This window comes from Maritimimonas sp. 2304DJ26-3, from assembly GCF_056591635.1.
The window spans coordinates 173382-197851 of the sequence record NZ_JBWQOK010000003.1; the positions used below are offsets into that span (position 1 = coordinate 173382).

The following is a 24470-nucleotide window of genomic DNA, read 5'->3' on the forward strand; positions in this document are numbered from 1 at the left end:
TTCAAAAATACTACATTTATGGACTGTTATTTTCATCCAGAATAAATATAATCAATAGTCCAGATGTTTCCTTATAAAACAAGTCTTAAAGTCAATAGAAATAATAACCAGCCAATTTATGTACAACTTTCTAATCAATTTATTGAATTGATAAAAGATAGAAGGTTACCACCTGACACTAAGTTACCAGGAAGCAGAACTTTATCTGAGCTTCTCAATGTGCATAGAAAGACAATTGTTGCATGTTATGATGAGTTGTTAATGCAAGGTTGGGTAGAAAGTATTCCTAAAAAAGGAACTTTTGTAAATAATAGTTTGCCAAAACTGAACCGTAGAGATTTTTTAGAGAATGAAAAATTAGCCAATGCAAACAAGATCAATTTTTCATTTTACAAAGATGAAGTCTTAGATGATCAGCCATTTTCTACAGGGCAAAAATTTACTAAGATTAATGATGGAGTTTCAGATGAAAGATTGACACCAATTAATGAATTGGCAAGAATTTATAGAAAAATATCTGGACGCAGAAATAGTTTTAAACATCTATCGTATGGATCAACTTATGGAAACGATGAACTAAGAGATGTGTTAGTAGATTATCTTAATAAAACCAGAGGTTTAAAAATCACAAGAGATCAAATTCTAATAACTCGAGGTAGTCAAATGGGTATTTATTTAGCGGCTCAATTGTTATTAAAAGAGAATGATTCAATTGTGGTTGGTGAAACTAATTATCTGACAGCAGATCTAACCTTTATGTATCAAAAGGCTAATATCGAACGAGTTTCTGTAGACGAAAATGGATTGGTAACTGATCAACTAGAAGAATTATGTAAGAGGAAAACTATTAAAGCGATTTATATCACATCTCATCATCACCATCCAACTACTGTAACGTTATCCGCTGAAAGGCGTATTCATCTATTAAATTTAGCGCAGCAATATAATTTTGCAATCATAGAAGATGACTATGATTATGACTTTAATTATAATCATGCACCAATTTTACCTTTAGAGAGCCATGATACTTGTGGTAATGTAGTTTATATAGGTTCGGTTTGCAAAACGGTGGCTCCGGTATTTAGAGTAGGGTATTTAATTGCCCCTAAAGAATTTGTTGATGAAGCTGCCAGATTACGTAGAATAGTTGATCGACAGGGAGATGCTTTATTGGAATTGACATTTGCTGAATTCATAAAATCGGATGATTTAGATAGACATATAAGAAAGGTTTTAAAGATTTATAAATCTAGGCGAGATTTATTTTGCAGACTTTTACAGGAAGAATTAGGTAAGTATTTTTCTTTTGATGTGCCTAAAGGAGGAATGGCAGTTTGGGTAACTTTAAATAAAAAGTATTCTTGGAAAGATGTATCTAGAATTGCAAAAACTTATGACCTTGATATAGGGAATTGGCAACGATACGACAGGGTTAATTCAGGCCATAATTCTATACGAATAGGTTTCGCAACATATAATGAAGAAGAAATTAGAGTATTGATTGGGAAATTAAAGAAAACGATGAAAGAAATTAGTGAGAAGGGAAAATTTTCACGAATTTTTTAGGAAGTTCTTTAGTTATAGAGATAGTTTCCTCAGTAAATGGATGTTTGAACTCTAATGTTGATGCGTGTAAATACAATCCTTTACCTTTTAATATTAATCCTTTTTTATAATATTCTTTATCACCTAAAATAGGGTTTCCAATACTAGCTAAATGTTTTCTTAATTGATGTCTTCTACCTGTTTTTGGATTGAGTTCAACCAGGTTTAAATATTCAAAACGCTCCGAAATAATGGTTTTTAAAATTAGAAATTCTGATAAAGAATCTTTGTTATCTATCTTTAGATCTATCGAGCCACTTTTCTCCATTTTTTTTATAGTAATAGCGTGGTATATTTTTCTAACCTTTTTGTTTTCGAATAATTTATTCAATTCAATAATACTTGATGTAGTTTTACCAACTAATAAAAGCCCACTCGTGGGATAATCTAATCGATGCACAGGATGTGGTTTTGTACTATCTTTTAAAGGGCTATTTTTTAGATTCTGCTCTAAAGCATTATCAATTGTTGCAAACTTATTACCGCTAACTGATATTCCAGATGGCTTATTAATAATTGCTAAGTGGTCATCTTCAAATAAGACTTCTAAACTTAAATCAAAAGCTTTTGATTGCTTATTTTCGGATGTTTTATATAATTCAATGGTTTCTCCACCTGTAATCAATAATCCTGTTGAAGCCGTCTTTCCATCTACAAAAATCAATCCTTTTTTAATGGCTTTTTTAAGACTCGATTTAGTTGTAATAGAATTAAAAATGTTTATACCGTATTCTTGCAATCGAATAGGATTTTCTAGTTTTATTACCTTGTGGACTTCAATAAGTTGCATTAAAAACCAACAGCTGTATCGTCACCGCGTCTATCAGCACCACCTTCTAGTTTGCCATCTGGTAAAACCAAAATACCATCTACCTTACCAATTACTGGTGAATCTTCTTCGTTAATTTTGTAGCCCAAAGCTTCTAACTGATTAATTAACTCTTTTGAAAAAGAATTCGGTTCCATTCTAATTTCATCAGGCAACCATTGATGATGAAATCGAGGAGCATTTACAGCTTCTTGCATAGTCATATCAAATTCATGCACATTTAAAATAGTTTGTAAAACAGAGGTAATAATAGTAGAACCTCCTGGAGTGCCAACAGACATTAATAATTTACCATCTTTTACAACAATTGTTGGTGTCATAGAACTTAGCATACGTTTTTGGGGAGCTATGCTATTTGCTTCGGCTCCAATTAAGCCAAACATATTTGGTACACCTGGTTTGGCACTAAAATCATCCATTTCGTTATTAAAAAAGAAACCTAGTTCATTAGAATACAATTTAGAACCATAGGCTCCATTTAATGTTGTTGTTGCTGAAATTGCATTACCAAACTGATCTATAATAGAGTAGTGGGTAGTTTCATCACTTTCAACTATTTCAACATTTCCATGTGAAACATCAGAAGATAATGTTGCTTTATCAAAATTAATATCACTCATTCTATCAGTTAGATATTCAGAGCTTATTAACGTATTTTGCGGAACTTCAACAAAATCTGGATCACCTAGGTAAAAACTTCTATCTGCATAGGCTCTTCGTTCAGCTTCAGTTATGATTTGTATAGTTTTAGTAGAATTATGACCATGTTGAGATACATCATAAGGTTCAATCATTTTTAATATCTGAGCTAAACAAATACCACCACTAGAAGGTGGGGACATCGATACTATTTTTAAATCATCATAATTGAATGTCACTGGATCTCTCCAACGTACTTCATACTTCGCAAGATCTTCTTCGGTAATAATGCCTCCATTATCTTGAATAAATTTTGCTAAAATTTTCGCGGTTTTTCCTTTATAAAATTCATCACGACCATTTTTTAAGATTCTTGTTAAAGTTTCCGCTAAAGCGGGATATTTAATAGTGTCATTCTCTTTCCAATGGCAATCAAAAGGAATAGAATCTTTATTAGCTTCTGGAAAATATTTCTGATAATGTTTTATACGGTCTTCTTGTTTTTTGGTTACAATTACACCTCTTTTTGCAAGATCAATTACAGGTTGAATAATATCTTCTATAGGCAAAGTTCCTAATTTTTCATGAACAGCAAAAACACCTGCAACACTACCTGGTACACCTACGGCCATAGCACCTAAAGTGCTTTTTCCTTTTATTACATTGCCCTGATTATCTAAAAACATGTTTTTTGTTGCTGCCAATGGTGCTTTTTCGCGATAATCTATTGCACCAATTTCACCATCATTTTTTCTATACACCATAAAACCGCCACCGCCTATATTACCAGCATATGGATAGGCAACCGCAAGCGCTAATTCGGTTGCTGCCATAGCATCGAAAGCATTTCCGCCTTTTTTTAAAACATCAACTCCAATTTTTGAAGCTTCAGCTCTAGCTGAAACCACCATTGCTTTATCTACAATTAAACCTCTTTTTTTAGGAACTTCAACTTCTAATTCTGGCGCATTTTTACATGATGTGATAAAAAGCAGAAGGCTAAAAATCAATAAGATTTTTTTCATGATAATTCTTTTAATTTTAGGTTGGAAAAATTAATTAACTCATTAAAAAAAGATGAGAATTCATCTTCGAATTCACTATAAAATTCTTTTAATTCATTAACTGCGTTATTCATTTTTGATTTATTTTGAGTGCGTCTATTCATTCCTTCTAAAACGTTGGCAATGCCATCAATTGAAGCATAACTTAACAGCCAATTACCAGAAATCATATAGGGCATCATTTTTTGTATTCTAGCAGGGAGAATTTCAAAATTATTCTCTAAAGATTTGTAAAAATTGTCAACATATATGTCTAAGGAAATATTGCTATAATTCTTCCAATTCTTAGCTAAAAAATGATCGTATAGAATATCAACAATAACTCCAGAATAATGACTGTAGTTTTTGTGTAAACGCTTGGTACTTGTGCGAACAGTTTTATGGGTGTCCGTATAGCTGTCTATCTCGCGATGTAGTAAGATACCTTTTTGAATTTTCTCAGGATACTTTTTGTATTGTTTTCCTCTTATTCCATCGGCTATAAAGTTGCCAATGGTTACCAATTCATCATCACCAGATAAATAAATATGTGCTAAAAAATTCACATTGTGAAAATAGCAAATAAAAAAACAACTTTAAGAGTCTCTCAAAGTTGTTTTACGTGTGATTGGTTAATTGGGTTTATGTTAAGGATTTACAAAATCCCAGTTCATTTTGCTAAATAAACTGACTAATTCATCTTTTTTGTCTTTTTCACAAACCATAAATTCATAAGCTCCTTCACTGATGAGCACAGATAATCCCTTATTACTAACAGAAGAAGATAATTTTTGTAAATATGAATTTGTCCAGTCTCTATTTGATGGGTTCGGAAGACTATATTTTGAAATATATTTTACATTTTTTAGGGATTTCTTGGTGCTTTTTGCATCTTCGCCATAACCAAGTAGCCCTTCATACATTAATATTCTATGTAATGATGTTCTAAAATACTCTATTTCGTTGTCGGCTAAAGTCCAATCACTTAAATAAGGATTTGGTTCTAGTACAATTTCACCTCTAAAATTCTTCTTATTCCAATTTGGCAATGTTCTTATAGCATAATCTCTAAATACCATATCGAACTTCTTAGGATCGGTAAATGATAACCAAATTCTTTCTACAATCTCATCTCGCTCTTCTTCGGTGTAAAATGATTTACCTAATAGCTTAACTATATCGCCTACCATTTCTTTATCTAAAGGTAGAGCTTCAATATCAGGAGTGGATTTTTTATACTCTTTCGTTTTTTGCTTGAACTTTATTTGTGTATAATCTGGCTCCTCACTCTGACCATAAATGGTTAAGCAAGTTAGAAATAGTAGCGTAAAAAGAAAGGGCAACTTCTTCATTATAAACTCTTTTCTTTATTATTAATTAACAGTTAGAAAAACTGCTCATAGTAGAACGGTTTTTTTTACAGTTAATTATATTATCTCTTAAATTTATGGTGTTACGAGTTCCCATTTAATCTTTTTAAACAAATCTGTTAATTGATCTTTTTGCTCTACTTTACAGACCAAAATATCATAATAACCTTTTGTTACTAAGGCAACTAACCCTTTTTTAGCTAGTTCAGAGTTTGTAGTCTGTAAATAAGAATATGCCCAGTCATCATCTTTTGGTTCTTCTAATTTTATATTTTTTGTTATTAATAGTTCGTTAAAAGAAGACTTTACAGCAACAGCATCATCACCATAGGCTAATAAACCATAATGATCTAATATTTTATTTAATGCCAATTGAAAATAAGGGTATTCATTGTCATTAATTGTCCATTCTGTAAGATAAGGATTAGGTTCTAAGACCATTTCTCCTTTAGAATTAACTTTGCCCCAACTATCGTTTGTTTTTATTGCAAAATCTTTATAAACAAAATCAAATGTTTCTGGATTTTTAAATGCTAACCAAGCTTTATTAATAATCTCAGTTTTTTGCTTTTCATTATATAAAGAATTACCAAGTAAATCGATAATATCGGATAATAATTGCCTATCAATACCTAACTCAGTAGTTCTTGGTATTGCTTTTTTGTACTTATATATCTTACTACTGAAGGTAACTTTAGAATAATCCGTTTGTCCAACAATAGGTAGAGTAAAAGTCAAAAATGTAAGGGTGAATAGTATTTTTTTAATCATATGTTTTATTTAGTTAGACATCATTTTAAAATGTCGGTTTAAATTGCTATTGATATAACAACATAAACACTAAAAGTCCTACCAATAGATGATAGAAAATTTAACTAAACTAAGCACCTGAAAATTAATGGTTTATAAGGGGTGTTCATAGCTTAACTGCTGCAATATACAAAAAAACTACTTTTAAAATAGAATAATATATAAATAGCAACAAATAACCAATAAATGGTTATTCGCAGTTATTAAAATGAATAAAGTGCTAAAAATTAACTATTAAGCATTACCGGCATTACCAACATAGTGATGTTTTCACCATCTTCTAAACCATCTATTGGAGTTAAAATACCTGCTCTATTTGGTAAAGACATCTCTAATAAAACATCATTAGAATTCAAGTTACTTAACATTTCCTGTAAGAATTTAGAATTAAACCCAATCTGCATGTCATCACCTTCATAGTTACATTGTAACCGCTCGTCAGCTTTATTAGAAAAATCTAGATCTTCAGCAGAAATATTTAAAGCAGTACCAGCCATTTTTAAACGAATCTGATGTGTGGTTTTACTTGAGAAAATAGAAACCCTACGTACAGAGTTTAAAAAAGTACCTCTGTCTAATGTCAATTTATTAGGGTTTTCTTTAGGAATTACTGCTTCGTAATTAGGATACTTACCATCAATTAGTCTACAGACTAAGATACTACTGTCAAAAGTGAATTTAGCATTAGATTCGTTATATTCTATAGTAACATTATCCTCAGAACCAGCTAAAATATTTTTAAGTAGGGTAAGAGGTTTTTTTGGCATAATAAACTCTGCTACTTCACTTGCGGTAACATCAGTTCTAACATATTTCACCAATTTATGAGCATCTGTAGCTACAAATGTTAAACTTTCTGGCGAAAACTGAAAGAATACACCACTCATTACTGGTCTAAGATCATCATTACCAGAAGCAAAAATTGTCTTGTTAATAGCAGTCGCTAAAATGTCGCCAGCAATAGTTGTGGAACTAGGAGATTCTAACTCAACCGCTTTAGGGAATTCAGCGCCATCCGCGTAGGCGAGAGCATATTTACCGCTATCTGAACTAATTTCTATGGTATTGTTGTCTTCAACAACAAAGGTTAAAGGTTGCTCAGGAAATGTCTTTAAAGTATCTAGTAACAAGCGTGCAGGTACAGCAATAGAACCAGCTTCATCAGCTTCAACAGCTATAGTTGTACTCATAGTAGTTTCAAGATCGGATGCAGATATTTTTAATTGATTACTTGTTAAATCGAATAAAAAATTATCTAAAATAGGTAAGGTGTTATTACTATTTATAACACCACCTAATACTTGAAGTTGCTTTAATAATTGCGTACTAGAAACAATAAATTTCATTAAAATGAATTTTTAAAAATGGAATACAAATATATTTTATTTATACGAAGTTGCAAAGGATAAATTCTACTCAATTTAATAAGTTAATAACAAAAATGTTAAGGTTTTCACAATTAATTATTATTGGCTAATTTTATGTTTAGATTTGCTCGCAATCGATAGTTAAACCTTTTATGAAACAGTATATTTTACTAGCCTTTTGTTGTTTTTTTACTTCCTTAAATTTTGCTCAAAAACCTTTAAGACAAAACTCATCTGAGATTTATGAGTCTTTACAAAAACTAAACTTTCTAGGGTCAGTTTTATATGTTGCAGCACACCCAGATGATGAGAATACAAGGCTTATTTCTTACTTTTCAAATCATGTAAAAGCAAGAACTGCTTATTTGTCTTTAACTCGTGGAGATGGCGGTCAAAATTTAATCGGACCAGAAATTCGAGAATTATTGGGCGTAATTCGAACACAAGAACTCTTGGCAGCTAGAAATGTAGATGGAGGAGAACAGTTTTTTACTAGAGCAAATGATTTTGGTTATTCAAAGCATCCAGATGAGACATTGTCAATTTGGGATAAAGATGAGGTACTAAAAGATGTAGTCTCTATAATTAGAAAGTTTAAACCAGATATAATTGTAAATCGATTTAACCATAGAACACCTGGTTCAACGCATGGGCATCATACCACTTCAGCTATGTTAAGCGTTGAAGCTTTTGATTTAGCCAATAATCCAAATTATAAGACGCACTTTGGTAAACCTTGGCAACCTAGACGTATATTTTTTAATACGCATTGGTGGTTTTATGGTAGTCGAGAGAAGTTTGCGGAAGCAGATAAAAGCAATATGCTAAATTTTAATACTGGTGTTTACTATCCGTCTAGAGGGTTGTCTAATAATGAAGTGGCAGCCATTGCTAGTAGTCAGCATTTATGTCAAGGTTTTGGAAGATTAACTACTAGAGGTGCTGAAGATGAATATATTGAGTTGTTGAAGGGAAATTTACCAAACAATAAAAACAATGCTTTTGAGGGAATAAATACTTCTTGGAATAGAGTAAAAGGAGGAAATGCAATTGGAGATATATTATATACTATTGAGAAGAATTTTGATTTTAGAAACCCATCTGTTCATGTACCTAAATTATTAGAAGCATATCAATTAATTGAAAAGCTTGAAGATGAACATTGGAAGAAGATTAAATTAAAACAAGTCAAGCAGATTATTGCTTCATGTTTGGGATTGTATCTAGAAGCTTCAGCTTCTAACAATTACGCAAACCCTAACGGAAATGCCGATATAAATATTGAAGTGCTAAATAGAAGTGAAGTAGAAGTAAAATTAATAAAGGCAAGTTTTAATGGTACTTCTTTTGACTTAAATCAAAATTTAGAGAACAATGAAAAATATACATCAAAGCAAACTATTAATATAGATGCTACCAAAGAAGTGACTGCACCTTATTGGTTGCTAGAAAATGGTAGTTTAGGAATGTATACGGTAAAAGATTATCAGCTTATTGGTACTCCAGAAACAAAACCTTTAGAATTACTTTTTTTGTTACAAATAAATGGAGTAAATATAGTGCTTAACAAGCCAATTATTCGTAGGTATTCCAAACCAGATAAAGGTGAGTTGTATGAACCGTTTCAAATTGTGCCTAAAGTAACTTCAAGCATTGTTGAAGATGTAATCATTTTTGCAGATGAGAAATCGAAAGAAGTTGTAATAAAGGTTAAGGCTAATGCTGATAATGTTAAAGGAAAAGTGTCTTTAAATCATTCTAAAGGATGGCAAGTGAGTCCTTCTTCTATCGCTGTTTCTATTAAGCAAAAAGGTGGTGAGAAAACAGCGACATTTAAAGTGACTCCGCCAGCTACTCAGAGTGAAGGAAAATTAAATCCTGTTGTTGCTGTAGATGGACAATTGTTTGATAAAGAATTGATCGAAATTATTTATGATCACATTCCCAAGCAGTCAGTTTTGTTACCTTCTAAAGCTAAGGTGGTAAGATTAGATATAGCCAAGAAAGGACAACGAATAGCTTATATTCAAGGAGCAGGAGACCAAATACCCGAAAGCCTTCGCCAGATAGGTTATACCGTGATTGAATTAAAAGATGATCAAATCACTTCAGACAATTTACAAAATTTTGATGCGGTTATTCTCGGTATAAGAGCATATAATGTAAATGATCGTTCTAAATATTATCAAAAAGATCTACATGACTATATTGAGAACGGTGGTACGTTAATGGTTCAATACAACACAAGTAGAAGGCAGACTGTTGATAAGGTTGCTCCTTATAATTTAAAGCTTTCTAGAGACCGTGTAACGGATGAAAATTCTAAAGTTACTATTTTAAACCCAGGGCATGAGGTAATGAGTTATCCTAATAAAATTACCGATACTGATTTTGAAGGATGGGTTCAAGAACGTGGCTTGTATTTCCCAAGTGAATGGGGATCTGAATTTACACCTCTGCTAGAAATGAATGATAAAGGAGAAACTTCTAAAAAAGGAAGTTTATTGATTGCAAAGCATGGGAAAGGACATTTTATTTATACCGGACTAAGCTTTTTTAGAGAATTACCAGCTGGCGTTCCTGGGGCTTATAGATTGTTTGCAAACCTTTTGTCAGTAGGTAAAAATGACATTGAAAAACCAATTAAAAATTAAACTATGGAAGAAGATAAACCACCATTTTTGGGTTCATGGAATAAAGTCTATGCTTTTGTTCTTATTTTTCAAGTAGTCCTTATTATCTTTTTTACAATTTTCACCAAAATATACTCTTAATGCATATTCTAGATTGGATTATTTTAATCAGTATTTTGATTTTTATCGTCGGATATGGCGTCTGGAAATCTAGAAATATCAATAGTACAGAATCATTTTTGCATGGTGATAAAAGTTTAAAATGGTATACCATTGGCTTATCAGTTATGGCAACTCAAGCTAGTGCTATTACATTCTTGTCTACTCCTGGACAAGCTTATGAAGACGGAATGCGGTTTGCTCAATTCTATTTTGGACTACCATTAGCGATGGTGATATTGTGTATTTTTGTACTACCATTATTTTTTAGATTAAAAGTATTTACTGCCTACGAATTCCTTGAAGGTAGATTTGATTTAAAAACACGCTCTATAACGGCTATTTTATTTTTAATCCAACGAGGATTAGCTGCGGGACTTACCATATTTGCGCCATCAATTATATTGTCCTCTATTTTAGGATGGAATCTTAATATCACTAATTTATTAATAGCCGCCCTAGTAATTATTTATACCGTTTCTGGAGGTACAAATGCCGTGAGTCAAACGCAGAAGCAACAGATGATTATTATCTTAACTGGTATGTTTGTAGCCTTTTTAATTTTGATTTTTAAACTACCACCAGATATTACTTTAAATGAAGCAGTTGGTGTTGCTGGTAAAATGGGTAAATTAAATGTTGTCGATTTCGAATTTGATTTATCAAATCGCTATAATATCTGGTCTGCATTGCTTGGAGGTACATTTTTATTTCTTTCCTATTTTGGTACAGATCAATCTCAGGTGCAACGTTATTTATCGGGTAAGTCGCTTACAGAAAGTAGGTTAGGATTGTTGTTTAACGGTATTTTTAAAGTACCAATGCAGTTCGCCATCCTATTTGTAGGTATTATGGTATTCATGTTCTATCAGTTCAATGCTTCACCATTGCACTTTAATAAAGCAAATGTAGATGCTATTCAAAATTCTGAATATGCTACCGAGTATAGTCAGCTAGAAAGTGAATTGGCAACTGTAAGTAAAGAAAAACAGGATGCAATCTATAAAGTTGTAGAAAATAAAAATGATGCTACAGCTGTAGCGGAAATGAAAGGTTTATTGAATAAAGAATTAAGTATTCGACAATCTGCTAAAGAGCTTATTGCTGATTATGGAGAGAAAAGTAATCAAGATTTTGAAGTAGAGGATGGAGATTATGTTTTTATTACGTTTGTAACTAAACATCTACCTATTGGTCTCATAGGGTTGCTTTTAGCAGTTATATTTTCTGCTGCTATGTCTTCGACAGCATCTGAGTTGAATGCTTTAGCTACGACTACTGTAGTTGACATATACAAGCGTTCTTTTGTAAAAGATAAAGATGATCAGCATTATTTAAAAGCATCTAAGTTATTCACCTTTATGTGGGGGATTATAGCTTTAATATTTGCTTCTATTGCTTCATTGTTTGATAATTTAATTGAAGCCGTAAATATTATAGGTTCGCTTTTTTATGGTACTATTCTAGGGATTTTTGCTGTTGCATTCTTTGTAAAAAAAGTAAAGGCTAACGCGGTTTTCATTGGAGCTATTGTGGCTGAACTTTTTGTAGTAGCACTATTTGTTTTAGATAAGCAAGGCACAATTTCTTTAGCCTACCTTTGGCTAAATCTTATCGGATGTTTAGCGGTAATAATAATTTCTTATATAGTACAACAGATAATAAGTAATAGAGAATAAAAAAACCTCAGCAAAAGCTGAGGTTTAAATTTATTTAAAAAATAATCTCCTTACTTTGTAGAAACTGGGATAATTAATCTAGCTTTTTCCCAAGCAAAATTAATAGCATCTTTACCAACTTCATAAGCTAAAGATTCTTGGTTATCTTCTACAAATTCAGGTTTTACCTTTACTCTAACAGCATCATCACCTTCTTTGTAAGAATAAGCTCCCCAAGCATCATTCTTGGTATTGAAAATAGCTACCCATTCACCATCTTTTTTAGGAATAATAAAGAAGCCATATTTACCAGCTTTTAAAGACTTGCCACCAATAGTAACGTTATTGTCAAATGTAACAGTAGTGTTTTCATTCGCGCCAGCTCGCCATACTTTGTCATACTTTTCTAAACCACCCCATACAGTTCTACCTTTTACACTAGGTGAACCATAATCAACAGTTACATTTACACTATTTATCGTGCCAGTTGCACTCTTTCTAGGACTTTTTTGTGCACATGCAACACTAGTTACAAGCACAAAACATAGTAAAAAACTCAGTTTTTTCATCTATTCGTTTTTAAATTATTATTTAGTTTCTGTCGTTATTAATGAGTAGCCTTACAAATTATTTTGACCACTCGGCAATTGACTCTTTATTCATTTTTACCCAGTTTGCATTACCAGCTTCTTCAGCACCTTTCATAGACGCAGTAGCAGCTTCGATAGCTTCTTTCTTCTTTCCTAGACCAGCTAAGATTAATGCTTTTTCACGCTTCATCCACCATGCTTTTTCATTCATTTTTGTAGCCTTGTTAATCCATGTAAGCGCTTGGTTTAAGTCTTTACCATTATTTCTGTAGTATCCTGCAGAAGCATAATACTCATTAGCAGATGGACCAGCCATTACTTTGGTAATACTTTCTACTGCTTTAGAGTCAGTAGGCACGTTGAATGGTACACCAACATATACATCTTCCCATAACATTCCAAGAGTCGCTCCGTCATTTTTTAGATCATCGAAGGTCATAGTAAATGTTTGAATTGGCATTGGCATTTTTTGCACAGGTACAATAGCAGTTAAAGCAACTTTTGCATCACTCCAATCTTGTGGAGTGCCACCACCTGCATGATCAGTATAGAAATATACTTTCCATTTATCTGCGTTAGGCTTTGTGAAAATTGCGTAAGTACCTTTTTTTAATGTATCTCCAGCAATAGTAATATCGTCTTTAAAAGTAATTTTTGTTCTAGCATTAGCGCCAGTACGCCAAACTTTGTCATATGGAACTAATTCTCCAAATATTTTTCTTCCTTTCATAGAAGGTCTAGAGTATTCTAAAATAACATCTGTTAAACCAACAGTTTGTTTCAATTTAGAAGATGGACTAGGAGCGGGAGTTTGAACTTGAGCATTGATAGAAAAACTTGTAGCAACTACCAATAAAAGCAATGAAATTTTTTTGATCATGATTTATTAAATTTAGGTTATTTTATAGTGTTTCAAAGATACTATAAATAAAGGCGGGTTAAATATGCTTTAACTTTTCTTTAACTATACTTTCTTTTACGGATGTAGCTAAAAATGAATCCAAATAGAGCTAATGAAACAAGTGGTATTAAAACATTAATCAGTTGCCATTTTGTTTTTTCAGCAAATGCTTTTTGTTTATCTAAAAATTGAAGTTTAATTGTTTTAGAACGTAAATTAATAAGTCCAGAATCATCTAATAAATAATTAATAGCATTTAATAAAAAAGTACCATTTCCATAATTTAAATTGGTCCATTTATCTAAACCTAATTCAAGAGGTTGCCTTTGATGTACTTGATTTGCTATGATATCACCATCTGAGATTAAGATCATCTTATTTAAATTGCTTTTGTCTTTAAATAAGCTGGTCTCGTACGGTTTTATTCTATTGGCGTATGCCGAGTTAAACTCACCTTCTAATAAAACACCTAATATTTTATTGCCATTATTATAGTCTTGTGGTATAGGTTTTTTAGAAACTTCTTCTAATGAGATAATACTTGGCGACCCTATTGGTTTAGAAAGTGTTGAACTCTGTAATAAAATAGTTTTACTGATGTTGTTTTTCAAAGTGTCAATAGAGCTCGCAAAACGAAGGTTGACAGGATCAGTATTTGTAGTAATTGCATGATTATTTTTTGAAGTAATTACTGGATGGTATTGCCAAAGAAAATCTTGGTATTGTGTTCTATTACCAACTTGACCAGAAGCTAAACGTATTGTAGAACTATACATATCTTTTACCAGATCATAATTTAAACGAACGCCATAGCTAAACAATAGATCTGTGATATCAAGATCTCGATTAAAAGCTAATGACTGTCCGTTTTGCATTAAACTATCCAATTCTGCAACTACATTATCTATTAACCATAAAGATTTACCTCCATTTGTGATATATTGATCTAGTGTGAATTTTTCTTGCGCAGAGAATTTTTCAGTTGGTTTAGCTATTATAGCTAAATCATAATCAGTTAATTTTTTTAAAGTTTGCTGCGGGTTAATAGCAACAGAATCTAATGTAAAAGGAGCTAAACGATAATATTGACTCAATTTTCTTAAAAAACTGGCTAGATATATGTCATCTAGTTCGCCATTTCCTTTCAAAACTGCTATTGTTTGTTGTTTTTCAGATGAAACTTTATGCAAAGCATCCGTGAAAGCATATTCTAAATTCTGAATTGAACCCTGCAATTGCTCTTCTTGCGAATTAGCTGATTGACTAGCTAATAGATTTACATTTTCCTTTTTGTCTTTGTATTCTATCGTTGCCCAAGGAAATATAACAGCTTCAGATACTTTTCCATCTTCTTGTACTGATAATCTACTTGGCTGTAATCCTTGTGTGATAAGTTCGTCAGCTTGATCTAATGGATCAATAAATCGGAATTTGATATTATTATTTAGAGCTTTTAATTCTTCTAGGTGTTGGCGAGTTTCCGTTTGAAGTCTTTTAAATTCTGATGGAAAATCTCCTTGTAAATACACAGTTACAATGGCAGTTTCATCTATTTTGTCAAGAATAGTTTTAGTGGTTTCTGATAACGTATATCGCTGATCTTTTGTTAGGTCAAAGCGTTTGTAGAGTTTATTAAATGCTACATTCAGTAAAATCAATATAATAAGTAAAACGAGTGCTTTTGAATACTTCTTCATTATTCTTGTTCCAATTTTAATTTGGTTAAAAACAAAAAGAAAACAGTGACGCTTACAAAGTAGATAAAGTCACGGGTGTCTATCACACCTCTAGAAATACTATTAAAATGTTCTTTCATTCCAAAATTTTGAATCCCGCCAAGGATATTTAAATCTGCTAAGGCTTCAAAACCGTAATACATAAAAAAGGAAATAATAACGGCTAAAATAAATGCTACAATTTGATTATTTGAGAGAGTGGAAGTGAACAATCCAATAGAAGTATAAGCACTTGCTAAAAATAACAAACCAATATATGAACCAACGGTACTACCCATATCTAAATTACCTATAGGGTTACCTAGTTTAATAATACTAAAAACATAAATAAGTGTTGGTATTAATGCTAAAATAATAAGTGCTAGAGCTCCTAAATATTTGCCCAAAACAATTTGCCAATCGGTCAAAGGTTTTGTTTTTAAAATTTCTATAGTGCCTAATCTAAATTCATCTGAAAAACTGCGCATGGTTATTGCAGGAATTAAGAATAGGAAGAACCATGGCGCAATAAAAAAGAATGCATTAAGATCTGAAAAACCTGCATTTAAAATATTGAATTCACCTTTAAAAACCCATAAAAAAAGCCCGTTGATTAATAAAAAAACAGCAATCACCAAATAACCAATCGGCGATGCAAAAAATGAATTGAGTTCTTTTTTTAGTATTGCTAACATTTATTTTAAACTATGTAATTTATCTACACTCCAAGCTTCTGGTTTATCATTAAACATGGCTTTTGTTATTTTCCAAACAGCTTTAAATAATTCAGAATTTCGATAATTCTCTAAATCTTGCTCAGTCTTCCAGTAACTGTATGTGAAAAATATATTAGTATTTGTTTTGTCTCTATATAACTCTAAGAATTGACAACCTTCAAAATCACGAATTTTATCCTTAACATTTTCAAAGTTTGTCAAAAATTCAGTTATTTTTTCGGGTTGAAAACTCATTTTTACAATACGAACAAACATACTATTTAAATCTTACAGTTATAGTATCTCGATAATCTAATCCTAATAAGCTAGAAGCACCACCAACGGTTTTTAAATTACTTCGATAAATAGCAATTTCTAAAAAATCAGCTGAATTAAAAATAGCCAACTTTTTACCATCGTCTTGTCTATTTTCTGGCAAAATATCAAAATTAACCACATCGTTATATTGTCTAAAAATAGTATTGAAAGAATAGTTACGGGCAACTACTTCGTAATCTCTTCCTTTTCCAATTTCATTAAATAGCTTTTTGCTGATATTGCTTATCACATTACCATAATTATCTATGTATATGACACTACCAACAATCTGTGTTTTCTCTTCATTTATATAAGGATGTACCTCGGTTAGTCGTTTATAATTTTCAATTTCTTTACCAATTACTTCTAATGTTCCACCCCGAGCGATATGACAAGCTACTTTTACAAAGACATCTAACACGTTAAAACTACTTATAATTGCATTGTGAATGGTTATTTCAACCATTTTTTCTGGTTTGATTTCAGAAGCTATCATAGAGATCACACCGTTATCTGGGCATATAAAATATTGATCATCAAGTTGAAGAGCAATATGTTTATTCTCTGTACTCAATTCTGAATCTACACCGATGATATGTATACTACCTTTTGGAAAGTTCTGATATGCGTTTTTAACAATATAAGCTGTTTCTGTAATATTAAATGGAGATACCTCATGTGAAATATCTATTACTTTTACATTGTCTAACTCACTGAAAATAGCCCCTTTAATAGCTCCAACAAAATGATCTTTTGTTCCGAAATCTGTCGTTAAAGTTATTAAAGGCATTTGTTAATTATTTCCGAAGGTTGTAAGTGGTTTGTATAATAAAATATGTAAATTTATTGTGCAAATCTAATGATTTATAGATTACAATTTTGCAGTTTATGCGCTAGTTTTAAACATATAATAAACATTAAAAATAATATCATTTGAACGAGAGAATTATTGAATTAACAGAAATAAATCCTAAAGATTTTTTTGGAACCCAAAACAGTAATATTGAACAATTAAAAAAATACTTCCCTAAGATTAAAGTAGTTGCCAGAGGAAGCAAAATAAAAATTTATGGTGAGAAAGAGCTTTTAGACGAATTTGAAAAACGCCTAACAATGCTTGTTGAACATTTTAATCGCTATAATAAATTGGACGAAAACAGCATAGAACGATTATTAACCGCTACCGAATTAGAGGATAAAAGCTCTAGAAAGGCTGGCGAAGTGTTAGTGCATGGAGTTAGCGGAAAGTTGATTAAAGCACAGACTACTAATCAGCGTAAAATGGTAGATGAGATTGCTACCAATGATCTTGTATTTGCTGTTGGCCCAGCAGGTACTGGTAAAACATATACTGCTGTTGCCTTAGCTGTTAAAGCATTGAAAGAGAAAGAAGTGCGTAGAATTATCTTAACAAGACCTGCTGTAGAATCTGGCGAGAACCTTGGGTTTTTACCTGGTGATTTAAAAGAAAAATTAGATCCTTATATGCAACCATTGTATGATGCTTTGCGTGATATGATTGCTCCAGAAAAATTGGCATCGTATATAGAAACTGGTGTTATACAAATTGCACCATTAGCATTTATGCGCGGGCGTACCTTAGATAATGCTTTTGTGATTTTAGATGAGGCTCAGAATACTACGCATGCGCAAATGAAAATGTTCTTAACACGTATGGGTAAACGGGCTAAATTTATTATTACAGGTGACCCTGGTCAAATTGATTTGCCTCGTAAACAAGTCTCAGGATTAAAAGAATCATTATTAGCCTTAAAAGATATTAAGGGTATTGCAATGGTATATCTAGATGATAAAGACGTGATTCGTCATAGACTTGTTAAAGATATTATCTCGGCATATAAGAGTATAGAAACTGAATAAATTTTAGTTGTTCGTCAAGCGTCTTTAACTTATTTTTGCGGCTTTCAACGCAACACAACATGAATACAATAAACAATACCGATTTTAACTTTCCTAAACAGAAATCGGTATATCGAGGTAAGGTACGTGAAGTTTACAATATCAACAATGACTTATTGGTAATGATTGCTACCGACAGGTTATCGGCTTTTGATGTGATTATGCCTCGGCAAATACCATATAAAGGACAAATCTTAAATCAGATTGCAGCAAAAATGATGAAAGCTACTGAGGATATTGTTCCTAATTGGATCATGGCTACTCCAGACCCTAATGTAGCTATTGGCCATTTGTGTGAGCCTTTTAAAGTTGAAATGGTTATTAGAGGGTATTTATCCGGTCATGCAGCACGTGAGTATAAAATTGGTAAAAGAGAATTGTGTGGCGTAGAAATGCCCGAAGGTATGAAGGAAAATGATAAGTTTCCTGAGCCAATTATTACTCCTGCAACAAAAGCAGAAAATGGAGAGCATGATGAAGATATTTCTCGTGAGGACATTATTAGCAAAGGCATAGTTTCTGAAGAGGATTATACTATTTTAGAAGATTATACTCGAAAGCTTTTTTCCAGAGGTACTGAAATTGCCGCTAAACAGGGATTAATTTTGGTAGATACCAAGTACGAATTTGGAAAAACTAGAGATGGTAAGATTGTGTTGATTGATGAAATTCATACTCCAGACTCTTCGCGTTATTTTTATGCTGACGGTTATAGAGAACGACAGGCTAGAGGAGAAGCTCAAAAGCAACTATCTAAAGAATTTGTCCGTCAATGGTTGATAGCTAATGGCTTTCAAGGAAAAGAAGGACAAGTTGTGCCAGAAATGTCTAATGAAAAAGTGCTAGAAATTTCTGATCGTTATATAGAGTTATATGAGAATATAACTGGAGAACGCTTTGTAAAATCTGATCTTTCTAACATAGTAAATCGAATAGAGGAAAATGTTTTGAATTATTTGAATAAGTAAAAATTCAAAAGCTACCATTTGACTAAGGAAGAAAAAATAAAGAAAATCAAATCAGAAATATTTGAATGTGAAAATTCATTGAAGAGAATGAAAAAGAGGATTCCAATTGGAGTTCTTTTTGGTATAATATTTTCTTTTCTTTTACCCTTTCTTCCAGGTAAAGGAGGACAGGAGCGAATAATTGAGAGATTTGAATATCATTTTGCGGTAATATATTCAGCAATTTTGATTTTTATTATTTATGCTATTAGTTATGAAATAAGTAGGAGAAAAATTAAAAAGAGAATTAGAGAATTAAGGTTAAGCAAATATTTAAAGGAAAAAGATTAAGGTTTTACTTTACCTAATATCTAATACAACTTCTTTTTTTAAGATATTCAACTCAATCATACAGTTTTTCATTTCCTCGTAGGTTCTTTCAATATCATTATCTAAACCAATAGAGAAACGAATTAATCCATCAGACAGGCCCATTTCTGTTTGTTCATCTTCAGGTATTTCAGATGAGGTTCCGGTACCTGGGGCATTAAATAATGTTTTATAGAATCCTAAACTTACGGCTAAGTACCCTAAGTTACGGTCTTGCATTAATTCCATGAACTCATTTGCCTTTGCCAAAGATCCAACATCAATTGCTAACATTCCGCCAAAGCCATATTCTTCGTTATACATAGACTTGAACAATTCATGTTGCTTATGGTTTTTTAATCCAGGATAACTTATCCTAATACCATCTTGCTCAAACTTTTCAGCCAAGTATTGCGCGTTTTCACTATGTTTTTTAATACGAATATGTAAAGTTCTTAAATTCTTTAAAACACTAGAAGCACGTAAACTATCCATCACGGGGCCTAACAGCATAGAAGCGCCATCATTTACATTACGTAACTCATTAATAAAATCTTGTGTTCCGCAAACTACACCACCAACGGTATCACTAGATCCATTAATAAATTTAGTTAATGAATGGATTACAACATCAGCTCCCAACTGAGCCGGAGAAATGTTTAGAGGCGAAAAAGTATTGTCAACAACTAATTTTAGATTGTATTTTTTTGCCAATTTCGCTAAAGCTGGAATATCTGCAACTTCTAATAAAGGATTACTAACCGTTTCACAATAGATAACCTTGGTATTCTCTTTAATTGCTGCCTCAACTTTTTCTAGATTGGTAATATCTACAAACGTATTTTCTATATTAAATTTAGGTACAAAATTCTTTAAAAAGGCATATGTACCACCATAAATAGTTCTTGCAGAAACAATATGATCACCTGCATTACATAATTGCATTAGCACGGGAGTAATAGCTCCCATACCAGAAGCGGAAACATTAGCTGTTTCTGTACCTTCCATTGCAGCTAAGGCTTCACCTAAATATAAATTACTTGGGCTGCTATGACGTGAATATAAATAGCATCCTTCTGAGTTGCCTTCGAACGTATCTGACATTGATTTAGCGGCCATAAAGGTATATGTAGATGAATCTGAAATAGATGGATTTACACCTCCGAATTCGCCGAAGTATTGTAAATCTTGAATGTTGTTTGCAGGTTTAAATTTCATTGGTGTTATTTTTTGCAAATAACATTATTTTTAGTTTATTTTTCAAAATAAATACTATAATTTAGATAATTAATCTATTAAAACTAATAATATATTATATTTTATCTATATTTGATTTAATTTTTAGAACTAATTAGATAAATTTTCTTTATGGAATTCGATAGTATTGATAAAAAGCTATTATATCTACTTCAAAAGGACAGCAAAGTAACCACCAAAAGACTTTCTCTAGCACTTGATTTATCTGCTACAGCTGTTTATGAACGTATAAAAAAACTTGAAAAAGCTGGTGTTATTGAAAAATACGTAGCGGTTGTAAATAAGGAAAAAGTAAACAAAGCTTTTGTAGTTTTCTGCCATATTAAATTAGTACAACATAGTAACGAATACTTAACTAAGTTTGAATCGGATGTTATTAGATTAGACGAGGTTTTGGAATGTTATAACGTTAGTGGAGAGTACGATTATATTCTAAAAATTGTAGTTAAGAATATGAAGGCGTACAGAGAGTTTATCAATACTAAGTTGACTAAGTTGCAACACATTGGTAGTACACATAGTATATTTATAATTAGCGAATTAAAGAATAGTACAGAGATTTCTATATAAAAAAATCCGGCTGTAGCCGGATTAAATATTCTATTTATAGATTAATTCTATTTTTTAGCTTTTACATTAACGGTAATTACTATATCATCATAGATTAATTTATTTTTTAGATTATCAAAAAACTTACCTGATCTAAATCTAATATTCCACTTGGTTCTGTCAATTTTGAACTCTCCTGTTTTTAGCGTTACTACTCCATCATCGTTAGATACATCGGCTAAAAAGCTGACATCGTTAGTTATTCCTTTTATTGTTAGTTGTCCATTCACCAAGGTTTTATCATCTTTAGCTTCGCTACCTGTAATTTTAAAAGTACCTGTTGCATGATTTTCTACATCGAAGAAATCAGCTGACCTTAAATGATCCACTAATTTTTGATTATTCTTTCCTGGTTTTATGTCTAAAACTTTAATGGTATTCATATCAATAATAAAATCACCGCCTACAAGTTTGTTATCTTCAAATACAAGATTTCCTTGAGAAATTGATAATGTTCCGTCATGTGTTTTGCCAGGCCTTGAGGCTGCCCATGTAATTGTTGAATTTTCTACTAGTGCGGTATACGTTTCAGATTCGATTGTTTTAAAGGATACAAATACAAAAGCTATTAGTAAGATTGACAAAGCTATTTTCTTCATTTTAATTTTATTTAGTGATATAATAGTCGAATAGATATATTTCCCTTACAAATATATTGTTGAAATGCTATATTAATTGAATTGTCATTCTTTGATTTCTTTTAAAAAGAGGTTACTTTCATTTAAAAATATTTCGATGAGTTCTAGTATTCTATTTTCATCATAAAGAACAACAATATTGTCTTTCAGACAAAAGTCAAGAAAGTTGTCTATTTCTGTTAAAGGAATATTGGCAGTTTTAGTAAAGAAATCATCTTTAAAATGCCGGCGAATTTTTTTTAATGTCTGGTAATTAAGCTCACTAATTTTGTCTCGTTCACGTAGCTTATTTAATTTTTTATCTTCTTTACGTTTGCCAGAAAATAGGTAATATAGATTGTCTATCCCACCGCGTTGATTTAACAACGCAGCTAATGCTACTATTGCGGTTGGAGATTTATTATGTGCGCTCAGTCTATTCTCAACACTATTTAATGGTTTTTTATCAGCATTAGGTAAACCTAATTGCTTAGCAATACTTACGGGTTTTATAATGACTTCTTCTAATAAGTTTATTTTAGGACTGAGTTTTATAACGACTTGTAATTGTTTTAAATCAGTTTCTGAAATTATTCTACTATAAGCTTCAAAATGAACTGCTGAAAATTCTAAAATGTCATTTACTTTTACAGGAATTGCAAAATCACCATGTTTGTTGGTATATGTACCTTTGCTTGTACTTTTGTTTATGATATGAATTCTTTCAATTGATAAAGAATCGCTTATTATTTTTCCACTTAAAACTCTACGGTTATTTTGTGAATGAAGCTTTAAAAGACTAGAAAAAAATAAAAAGAGTGTAAGTATAAGTAGTTTTTTAAGCATAAGCAATTGATTTTCATAAAGTAATTACTCAATATCACAAATAATTATTAAATCTGTTGTAAACTTTTGTTAAACGTTTAATTTTGGGTATTAATCAATTAAAATGAAAAATTTAATAATTGCTAGTACATCAACAATTCATGGAAGTGAATATTTAGAATATTTGATGCCCGAATTGAAGAGTTTATATAGTGGTATAGATGAAATTTTATTTATCCCATTTGCTCGGCCAAGCGGTATTTCTTATGATGAATATACTGAGATTGCAAAAGAAGCATTTTCTAAAATAGAAATTGATGTAAATGGAATTCATGAATTTGATGATTATGCTGAATCCATAAAGAATGCACAAGGAATTTTTGTTGGAGGAGGCAATACATTTGTTTTGGTTAACGAATTATATCTGAATAATTTAATAGAGGCTTTAAAAGAAGCAATTGAAAATGGCACTCCATATTTAGGTACTAGTGCAGGAAGCAATATCTGCGGACTTACCGTGCAAACTACTAATGACATGCCGATTGTTTATCCGCCTAGTTTAGAAACTATGGGCATTATTCCTTTTAATATTAATGCTCATTATTTAGATCCAGATCCTAATTCCACACATAAAGGTGAAACTAGGGAAGTTAGAATTAAAGAATTTCACGTTTATAATAATATTCCTGTATTAGGTTTGCGAGAAGGAAGTTGGTTAGAAGTTAAAAATGATCAAATTATTTTAAAAGGTAATCTTATGGGAAGGTTGTTTAAAAAAAATGAAGAGCCATTAGAATTGGAGCCCTTAATAGAATTATCTTTTTTAAGGTAAAGAATCTTTTGTGATTTTTTTAACTTCTAATAATATAGCTATATTATTAGAGAATTCACTTTTTTTAACACCGTCAGATAATTTAGAGTATAATGTGGCTATAGTGTCTCTATGGATGTTTTTATTATCTATTAAAGAATACAAAACCATTGAGGCTACAAATGAATTTGGATTGTTTCTAACAAAATCTAAACTATATTGATTGTTTTCGGCCTGAATAGCTTTCATTTGTTCGTTAATTTTATTTAGTTCATTCACATTATTTTCTGCTCTAGCCTTTTGAAATTCATGAAAAAAATCATTCATTTTAGAAGAGATTGTTTTTGAATTTTCTTTATAAGATTTTAATTGTTCATTAAGTTCTGTTCCTGTTATGATAGCATCATCTAAATTATTTGAATTTACTTGAATATTGATAATTCCTTTTTCAATTATTGGGAATATACCTTCTTTTTCATTGTTAATAAAAATTCCATAAACTTGTGGCAAATCTATTTTGCCATTGAATGAAGCTTTTCCATTTTTTAATACCGCTGAATCTATAACTATGGCTATATTGTTTTCTTGCCTTTTAAGGATTGCATTTGAATCCTTAGGAAAGTTCATCGCATTTATATTAATAGTATAATTATTAGACGCATCCTTTACACTTTCCTCTTTACATGATAGGAAAAAGATTATAATAAAGAAAAGCATTCTATACATATGTGTAGTTATCTTAACCCAAATATATGATTTAGA

General features: G+C 31.4%; 24 protein-coding genes. 8 read left to right on the forward strand and 16 right to left on the reverse strand.

Annotated elements, in window-relative coordinates:
* The first annotated feature begins 63 nt into the window (after window positions 1-63).
* Window positions 64-1566, forward strand: a complete 1503-nt coding sequence (gene pdxR / locus AC1EUV_RS09440; protein WP_480198449.1) for a MocR-like pyridoxine biosynthesis transcription factor PdxR — start codon at window positions 64-66, stop codon at window positions 1564-1566.
* On the opposite strand, the gene AC1EUV_RS09445 is transcribed toward pdxR, so the two are convergent.
* The 6 genes from AC1EUV_RS09445 to dnaN all read right to left on the reverse strand — a co-directional run bounded on the left by AC1EUV_RS09445 (window position 1532) and on the right by dnaN (window position 7642).
* Window positions 1532-2395: an RluA family pseudouridine synthase gene (locus AC1EUV_RS09445; protein WP_480198450.1), complete on the reverse strand. Its 864-nt coding sequence runs from the start codon at window positions 2393-2395 to the stop codon at window positions 1532-1534. The genes pdxR and AC1EUV_RS09445 overlap by 35 nt on opposite strands.
* Window positions 2395-4098: a gamma-glutamyltransferase gene (gene ggt / locus AC1EUV_RS09450; RefSeq protein WP_480198451.1), complete on the reverse strand. Its 1704-nt coding sequence runs from the start codon at window positions 4096-4098 to the stop codon at window positions 2395-2397. The genes AC1EUV_RS09445 and ggt overlap by 1 nt, the downstream gene beginning before the upstream one ends.
* Window positions 4095-4682: an acyl carrier protein phosphodiesterase gene (locus AC1EUV_RS09455; RefSeq protein ID WP_480198452.1), complete on the reverse strand. Its 588-nt coding sequence runs from the start codon at window positions 4680-4682 to the stop codon at window positions 4095-4097. Before AC1EUV_RS09455 ends, ggt begins: the two co-directional genes overlap by 4 nt.
* 81 nt (window positions 4683-4763) lie before the next feature.
* The gene (locus AC1EUV_RS09460; RefSeq protein WP_480198453.1) at window positions 4764-5468 is read right to left on the reverse strand and encodes a hypothetical protein; all 705 of its coding nucleotides are present in this window, start codon (window positions 5466-5468) and stop codon (window positions 4764-4766) included.
* A gap of 93 nt (window positions 5469-5561) precedes the next feature.
* On the reverse strand, window positions 5562-6257 hold the full coding sequence (locus tag AC1EUV_RS09465) for a hypothetical protein (protein WP_480198454.1): 696 nt from the start codon (window positions 6255-6257) through the stop codon (window positions 5562-5564).
* A 266-nt stretch (window positions 6258-6523) separates the two neighbouring features.
* Window positions 6524-7642, reverse strand: coding sequence for a DNA polymerase III subunit beta (gene dnaN / locus AC1EUV_RS09470; RefSeq protein WP_480198455.1), 1119 nt, complete (start codon window positions 7640-7642; stop codon window positions 6524-6526).
* Window positions 7643-7815: 173 nt separating this feature from the next.
* Here dnaN and AC1EUV_RS09475 point away from each other — a divergent pair, with 173 nt between their 5' ends.
* Both AC1EUV_RS09475 and AC1EUV_RS09480 read left to right on the forward strand, forming a co-directional pair.
* Window positions 7816-10317: a PIG-L family deacetylase gene (locus AC1EUV_RS09475; RefSeq protein WP_480198456.1), complete on the forward strand. Its 2502-nt coding sequence runs from the start codon at window positions 7816-7818 to the stop codon at window positions 10315-10317.
* A gap of 119 nt (window positions 10318-10436) precedes the next feature.
* Entirely contained in the window at window positions 10437-12134 is a 1698-nt protein-coding gene (locus AC1EUV_RS09480; RefSeq protein WP_480198457.1) for a sodium:solute symporter family protein, read from the forward strand.
* 50 nt (window positions 12135-12184) lie between these two features.
* Here AC1EUV_RS09480 and AC1EUV_RS09485 read toward each other — a convergent pair whose 3' ends face one another.
* The 6 genes from AC1EUV_RS09485 to AC1EUV_RS09510 all read right to left on the reverse strand — a co-directional run bounded on the left by AC1EUV_RS09485 (window position 12185) and on the right by AC1EUV_RS09510 (window position 17143).
* Window positions 12185-12682: a DUF2911 domain-containing protein gene (locus AC1EUV_RS09485; RefSeq protein WP_480198458.1), complete on the reverse strand. Its 498-nt coding sequence runs from the start codon at window positions 12680-12682 to the stop codon at window positions 12185-12187.
* Between the two features lie 58 nt (window positions 12683-12740).
* Window positions 12741-13583 (reverse strand): DUF2911 domain-containing protein, encoded by an 843-nt coding sequence (locus AC1EUV_RS09490; RefSeq protein WP_480198459.1) that lies wholly within the window; start codon window positions 13581-13583, stop codon window positions 12741-12743.
* An 80-nt stretch (window positions 13584-13663) separates the two neighbouring features.
* Window positions 13664-15301, reverse strand: coding sequence for a gliding motility-associated ABC transporter substrate-binding protein GldG (gene gldG / locus AC1EUV_RS09495; protein ID WP_480198460.1), 1638 nt, complete (start codon window positions 15299-15301; stop codon window positions 13664-13666).
* Window positions 15301-16014 carry a gliding motility-associated ABC transporter permease subunit GldF gene (gene gldF, locus AC1EUV_RS09500; protein ID WP_480198461.1) on the reverse strand — a complete coding sequence of 238 codons (714 nt, stop codon included), beginning with the start codon at window positions 16012-16014 and terminating at the stop codon, window positions 15301-15303. The genes gldG and gldF overlap by 1 nt, the downstream gene beginning before the upstream one ends.
* On the reverse strand, window positions 16015-16311 hold the full coding sequence (locus AC1EUV_RS09505; protein ID WP_480198462.1) for a putative quinol monooxygenase: 297 nt from the start codon (window positions 16309-16311) through the stop codon (window positions 16015-16017).
* 1 nt (window position 16312) lies between these two features.
* Entirely contained in the window at window positions 16313-17143 is an 831-nt protein-coding gene (locus AC1EUV_RS09510) for an SAM hydrolase/SAM-dependent halogenase family protein (protein WP_480198463.1), read from the reverse strand.
* Window positions 17144-17286: 143 nt separating this feature from the next.
* Between AC1EUV_RS09510 and AC1EUV_RS09515 the strand changes: the two genes are divergently transcribed.
* From AC1EUV_RS09515 to AC1EUV_RS09525, 3 genes are read left to right on the forward strand one after another with little or no spacing between them, the layout of a single operon-like run.
* On the forward strand, window positions 17287-18234 hold the full coding sequence (locus AC1EUV_RS09515) for a PhoH family protein (protein WP_480198464.1): 948 nt from the start codon (window positions 17287-17289) through the stop codon (window positions 18232-18234).
* A 59-nt stretch (window positions 18235-18293) separates the two neighbouring features.
* Window positions 18294-19241, forward strand: coding sequence for a phosphoribosylaminoimidazolesuccinocarboxamide synthase (locus tag AC1EUV_RS09520; RefSeq protein WP_480198465.1), 948 nt, complete (start codon window positions 18294-18296; stop codon window positions 19239-19241).
* A gap of 18 nt (window positions 19242-19259) precedes the next feature.
* Window positions 19260-19571 carry a hypothetical protein gene (locus AC1EUV_RS09525; protein ID WP_480198466.1) on the forward strand — a complete coding sequence of 104 codons (312 nt, stop codon included), beginning with the start codon at window positions 19260-19262 and terminating at the stop codon, window positions 19569-19571.
* A gap of 9 nt (window positions 19572-19580) precedes the next feature.
* On the opposite strand, the gene AC1EUV_RS09530 is transcribed toward AC1EUV_RS09525, so the two are convergent.
* Entirely contained in the window at window positions 19581-20807 is a 1227-nt protein-coding gene (locus tag AC1EUV_RS09530; protein ID WP_480198467.1) for an aminotransferase class I/II-fold pyridoxal phosphate-dependent enzyme, read from the reverse strand.
* Between the two features lie 150 nt (window positions 20808-20957).
* Here AC1EUV_RS09530 and AC1EUV_RS09535 point away from each other — a divergent pair, with 150 nt between their 5' ends.
* Window positions 20958-21416, forward strand: a complete 459-nt coding sequence (locus tag AC1EUV_RS09535; RefSeq protein WP_480198468.1) for an Lrp/AsnC family transcriptional regulator — start codon at window positions 20958-20960, stop codon at window positions 21414-21416.
* Between the two features lie 47 nt (window positions 21417-21463).
* Here AC1EUV_RS09535 and AC1EUV_RS09540 read toward each other — a convergent pair whose 3' ends face one another.
* Window positions 21464-22054, reverse strand: a complete 591-nt coding sequence (locus AC1EUV_RS09540; RefSeq protein ID WP_480198469.1) for a YceI family protein — start codon at window positions 22052-22054, stop codon at window positions 21464-21466.
* A gap of 84 nt (window positions 22055-22138) precedes the next feature.
* Window positions 22139-22918: a carboxypeptidase-like regulatory domain-containing protein gene (locus AC1EUV_RS09545; protein WP_480198470.1), complete on the reverse strand. Its 780-nt coding sequence runs from the start codon at window positions 22916-22918 to the stop codon at window positions 22139-22141.
* Between the two features lie 103 nt (window positions 22919-23021).
* Between AC1EUV_RS09545 and pepE the strand changes: the two genes are divergently transcribed.
* On the forward strand, window positions 23022-23729 hold the full coding sequence (gene pepE / locus AC1EUV_RS09550; protein ID WP_480198471.1) for a dipeptidase PepE: 708 nt from the start codon (window positions 23022-23024) through the stop codon (window positions 23727-23729).
* Here the strand turns inward: pepE and AC1EUV_RS09555 are convergent.
* The gene (locus AC1EUV_RS09555; RefSeq protein WP_480198472.1) at window positions 23721-24434 is read right to left on the reverse strand and encodes a DUF4369 domain-containing protein; all 714 of its coding nucleotides are present in this window, start codon (window positions 24432-24434) and stop codon (window positions 23721-23723) included. The two genes, pepE and AC1EUV_RS09555, sit on opposite strands and share 9 nt — an antisense overlap.
* Window positions 24435-24470: the final 36 nt, after the last annotated feature.

What these genes read in the sequence shown, in the direction of transcription:
- gldG (WP_480198460.1), bottom strand. Translation starts at nt 15,301, where the DNA reads ATGAAGAAGTATTCAAAAGCACTCGTTTTACTTATTATATTGATTTTA.
- AC1EUV_RS09460 (WP_480198453.1), bottom strand. Translation starts at nt 5,468, where the DNA reads ATGAAGAAGTTGCCCTTTCTTTTTACGCTACTATTTCTAACTTGCTTA.
- AC1EUV_RS09540 (WP_480198469.1), bottom strand. Translation starts at nt 22,054, where the DNA reads ATGAAGAAAATAGCTTTGTCAATCTTACTAATAGCTTTTGTATTTGTA.
- AC1EUV_RS09555 (WP_480198472.1), bottom strand. Translation starts at nt 24,434, where the DNA reads ATGTATAGAATGCTTTTCTTTATTATAATCTTTTTCCTATCATGTAAA.
- pdxR (WP_480198449.1), top strand. Translation starts at nt 64, where the DNA reads ATGTTTCCTTATAAAACAAGTCTTAAAGTCAATAGAAATAATAACCAG.
- AC1EUV_RS09485 (WP_480198458.1), bottom strand. Translation starts at nt 12,682, where the DNA reads ATGAAAAAACTGAGTTTTTTACTATGTTTTGTGCTTGTAACTAGTGTT.
- AC1EUV_RS09445 (WP_480198450.1), bottom strand. Translation starts at nt 2,395, where the DNA reads ATGCAACTTATTGAAGTCCACAAGGTAATAAAACTAGAAAATCCTATT.
- AC1EUV_RS09505 (WP_480198462.1), bottom strand. Translation starts at nt 16,311, where the DNA reads ATGTTTGTTCGTATTGTAAAAATGAGTTTTCAACCCGAAAAAATAACT.
- pepE (WP_480198471.1), top strand. Translation starts at nt 23,022, where the DNA reads ATGAAAAATTTAATAATTGCTAGTACATCAACAATTCATGGAAGTGAA.
- AC1EUV_RS09510 (WP_480198463.1), bottom strand. Translation starts at nt 17,143, where the DNA reads ATGCCTTTAATAACTTTAACGACAGATTTCGGAACAAAAGATCATTTT.
- ggt (WP_480198451.1), bottom strand. Translation starts at nt 4,098, where the DNA reads ATGAAAAAAATCTTATTGATTTTTAGCCTTCTGCTTTTTATCACATCA.
- AC1EUV_RS09545 (WP_480198470.1), bottom strand. Translation starts at nt 22,918, where the DNA reads ATGCTTAAAAAACTACTTATACTTACACTCTTTTTATTTTTTTCTAGT.
- AC1EUV_RS09480 (WP_480198457.1), top strand. Translation starts at nt 10,437, where the DNA reads ATGCATATTCTAGATTGGATTATTTTAATCAGTATTTTGATTTTTATC.
- AC1EUV_RS09535 (WP_480198468.1), top strand. Translation starts at nt 20,958, where the DNA reads ATGGAATTCGATAGTATTGATAAAAAGCTATTATATCTACTTCAAAAG.
- AC1EUV_RS09465 (WP_480198454.1), bottom strand. Translation starts at nt 6,257, where the DNA reads ATGATTAAAAAAATACTATTCACCCTTACATTTTTGACTTTTACTCTA.
- AC1EUV_RS09490 (WP_480198459.1), bottom strand. Translation starts at nt 13,583, where the DNA reads ATGATCAAAAAAATTTCATTGCTTTTATTGGTAGTTGCTACAAGTTTT.
- AC1EUV_RS09475 (WP_480198456.1), top strand. Translation starts at nt 7,816, where the DNA reads ATGAAACAGTATATTTTACTAGCCTTTTGTTGTTTTTTTACTTCCTTA.
- gldF (WP_480198461.1), bottom strand. Translation starts at nt 16,014, where the DNA reads ATGTTAGCAATACTAAAAAAAGAACTCAATTCATTTTTTGCATCGCCG.
- AC1EUV_RS09520 (WP_480198465.1), top strand. Translation starts at nt 18,294, where the DNA reads ATGAATACAATAAACAATACCGATTTTAACTTTCCTAAACAGAAATCG.
- dnaN (WP_480198455.1), bottom strand. Translation starts at nt 7,642, where the DNA reads ATGAAATTTATTGTTTCTAGTACGCAATTATTAAAGCAACTTCAAGTA.
- AC1EUV_RS09530 (WP_480198467.1), bottom strand. Translation starts at nt 20,807, where the DNA reads ATGAAATTTAAACCTGCAAACAACATTCAAGATTTACAATACTTCGGC.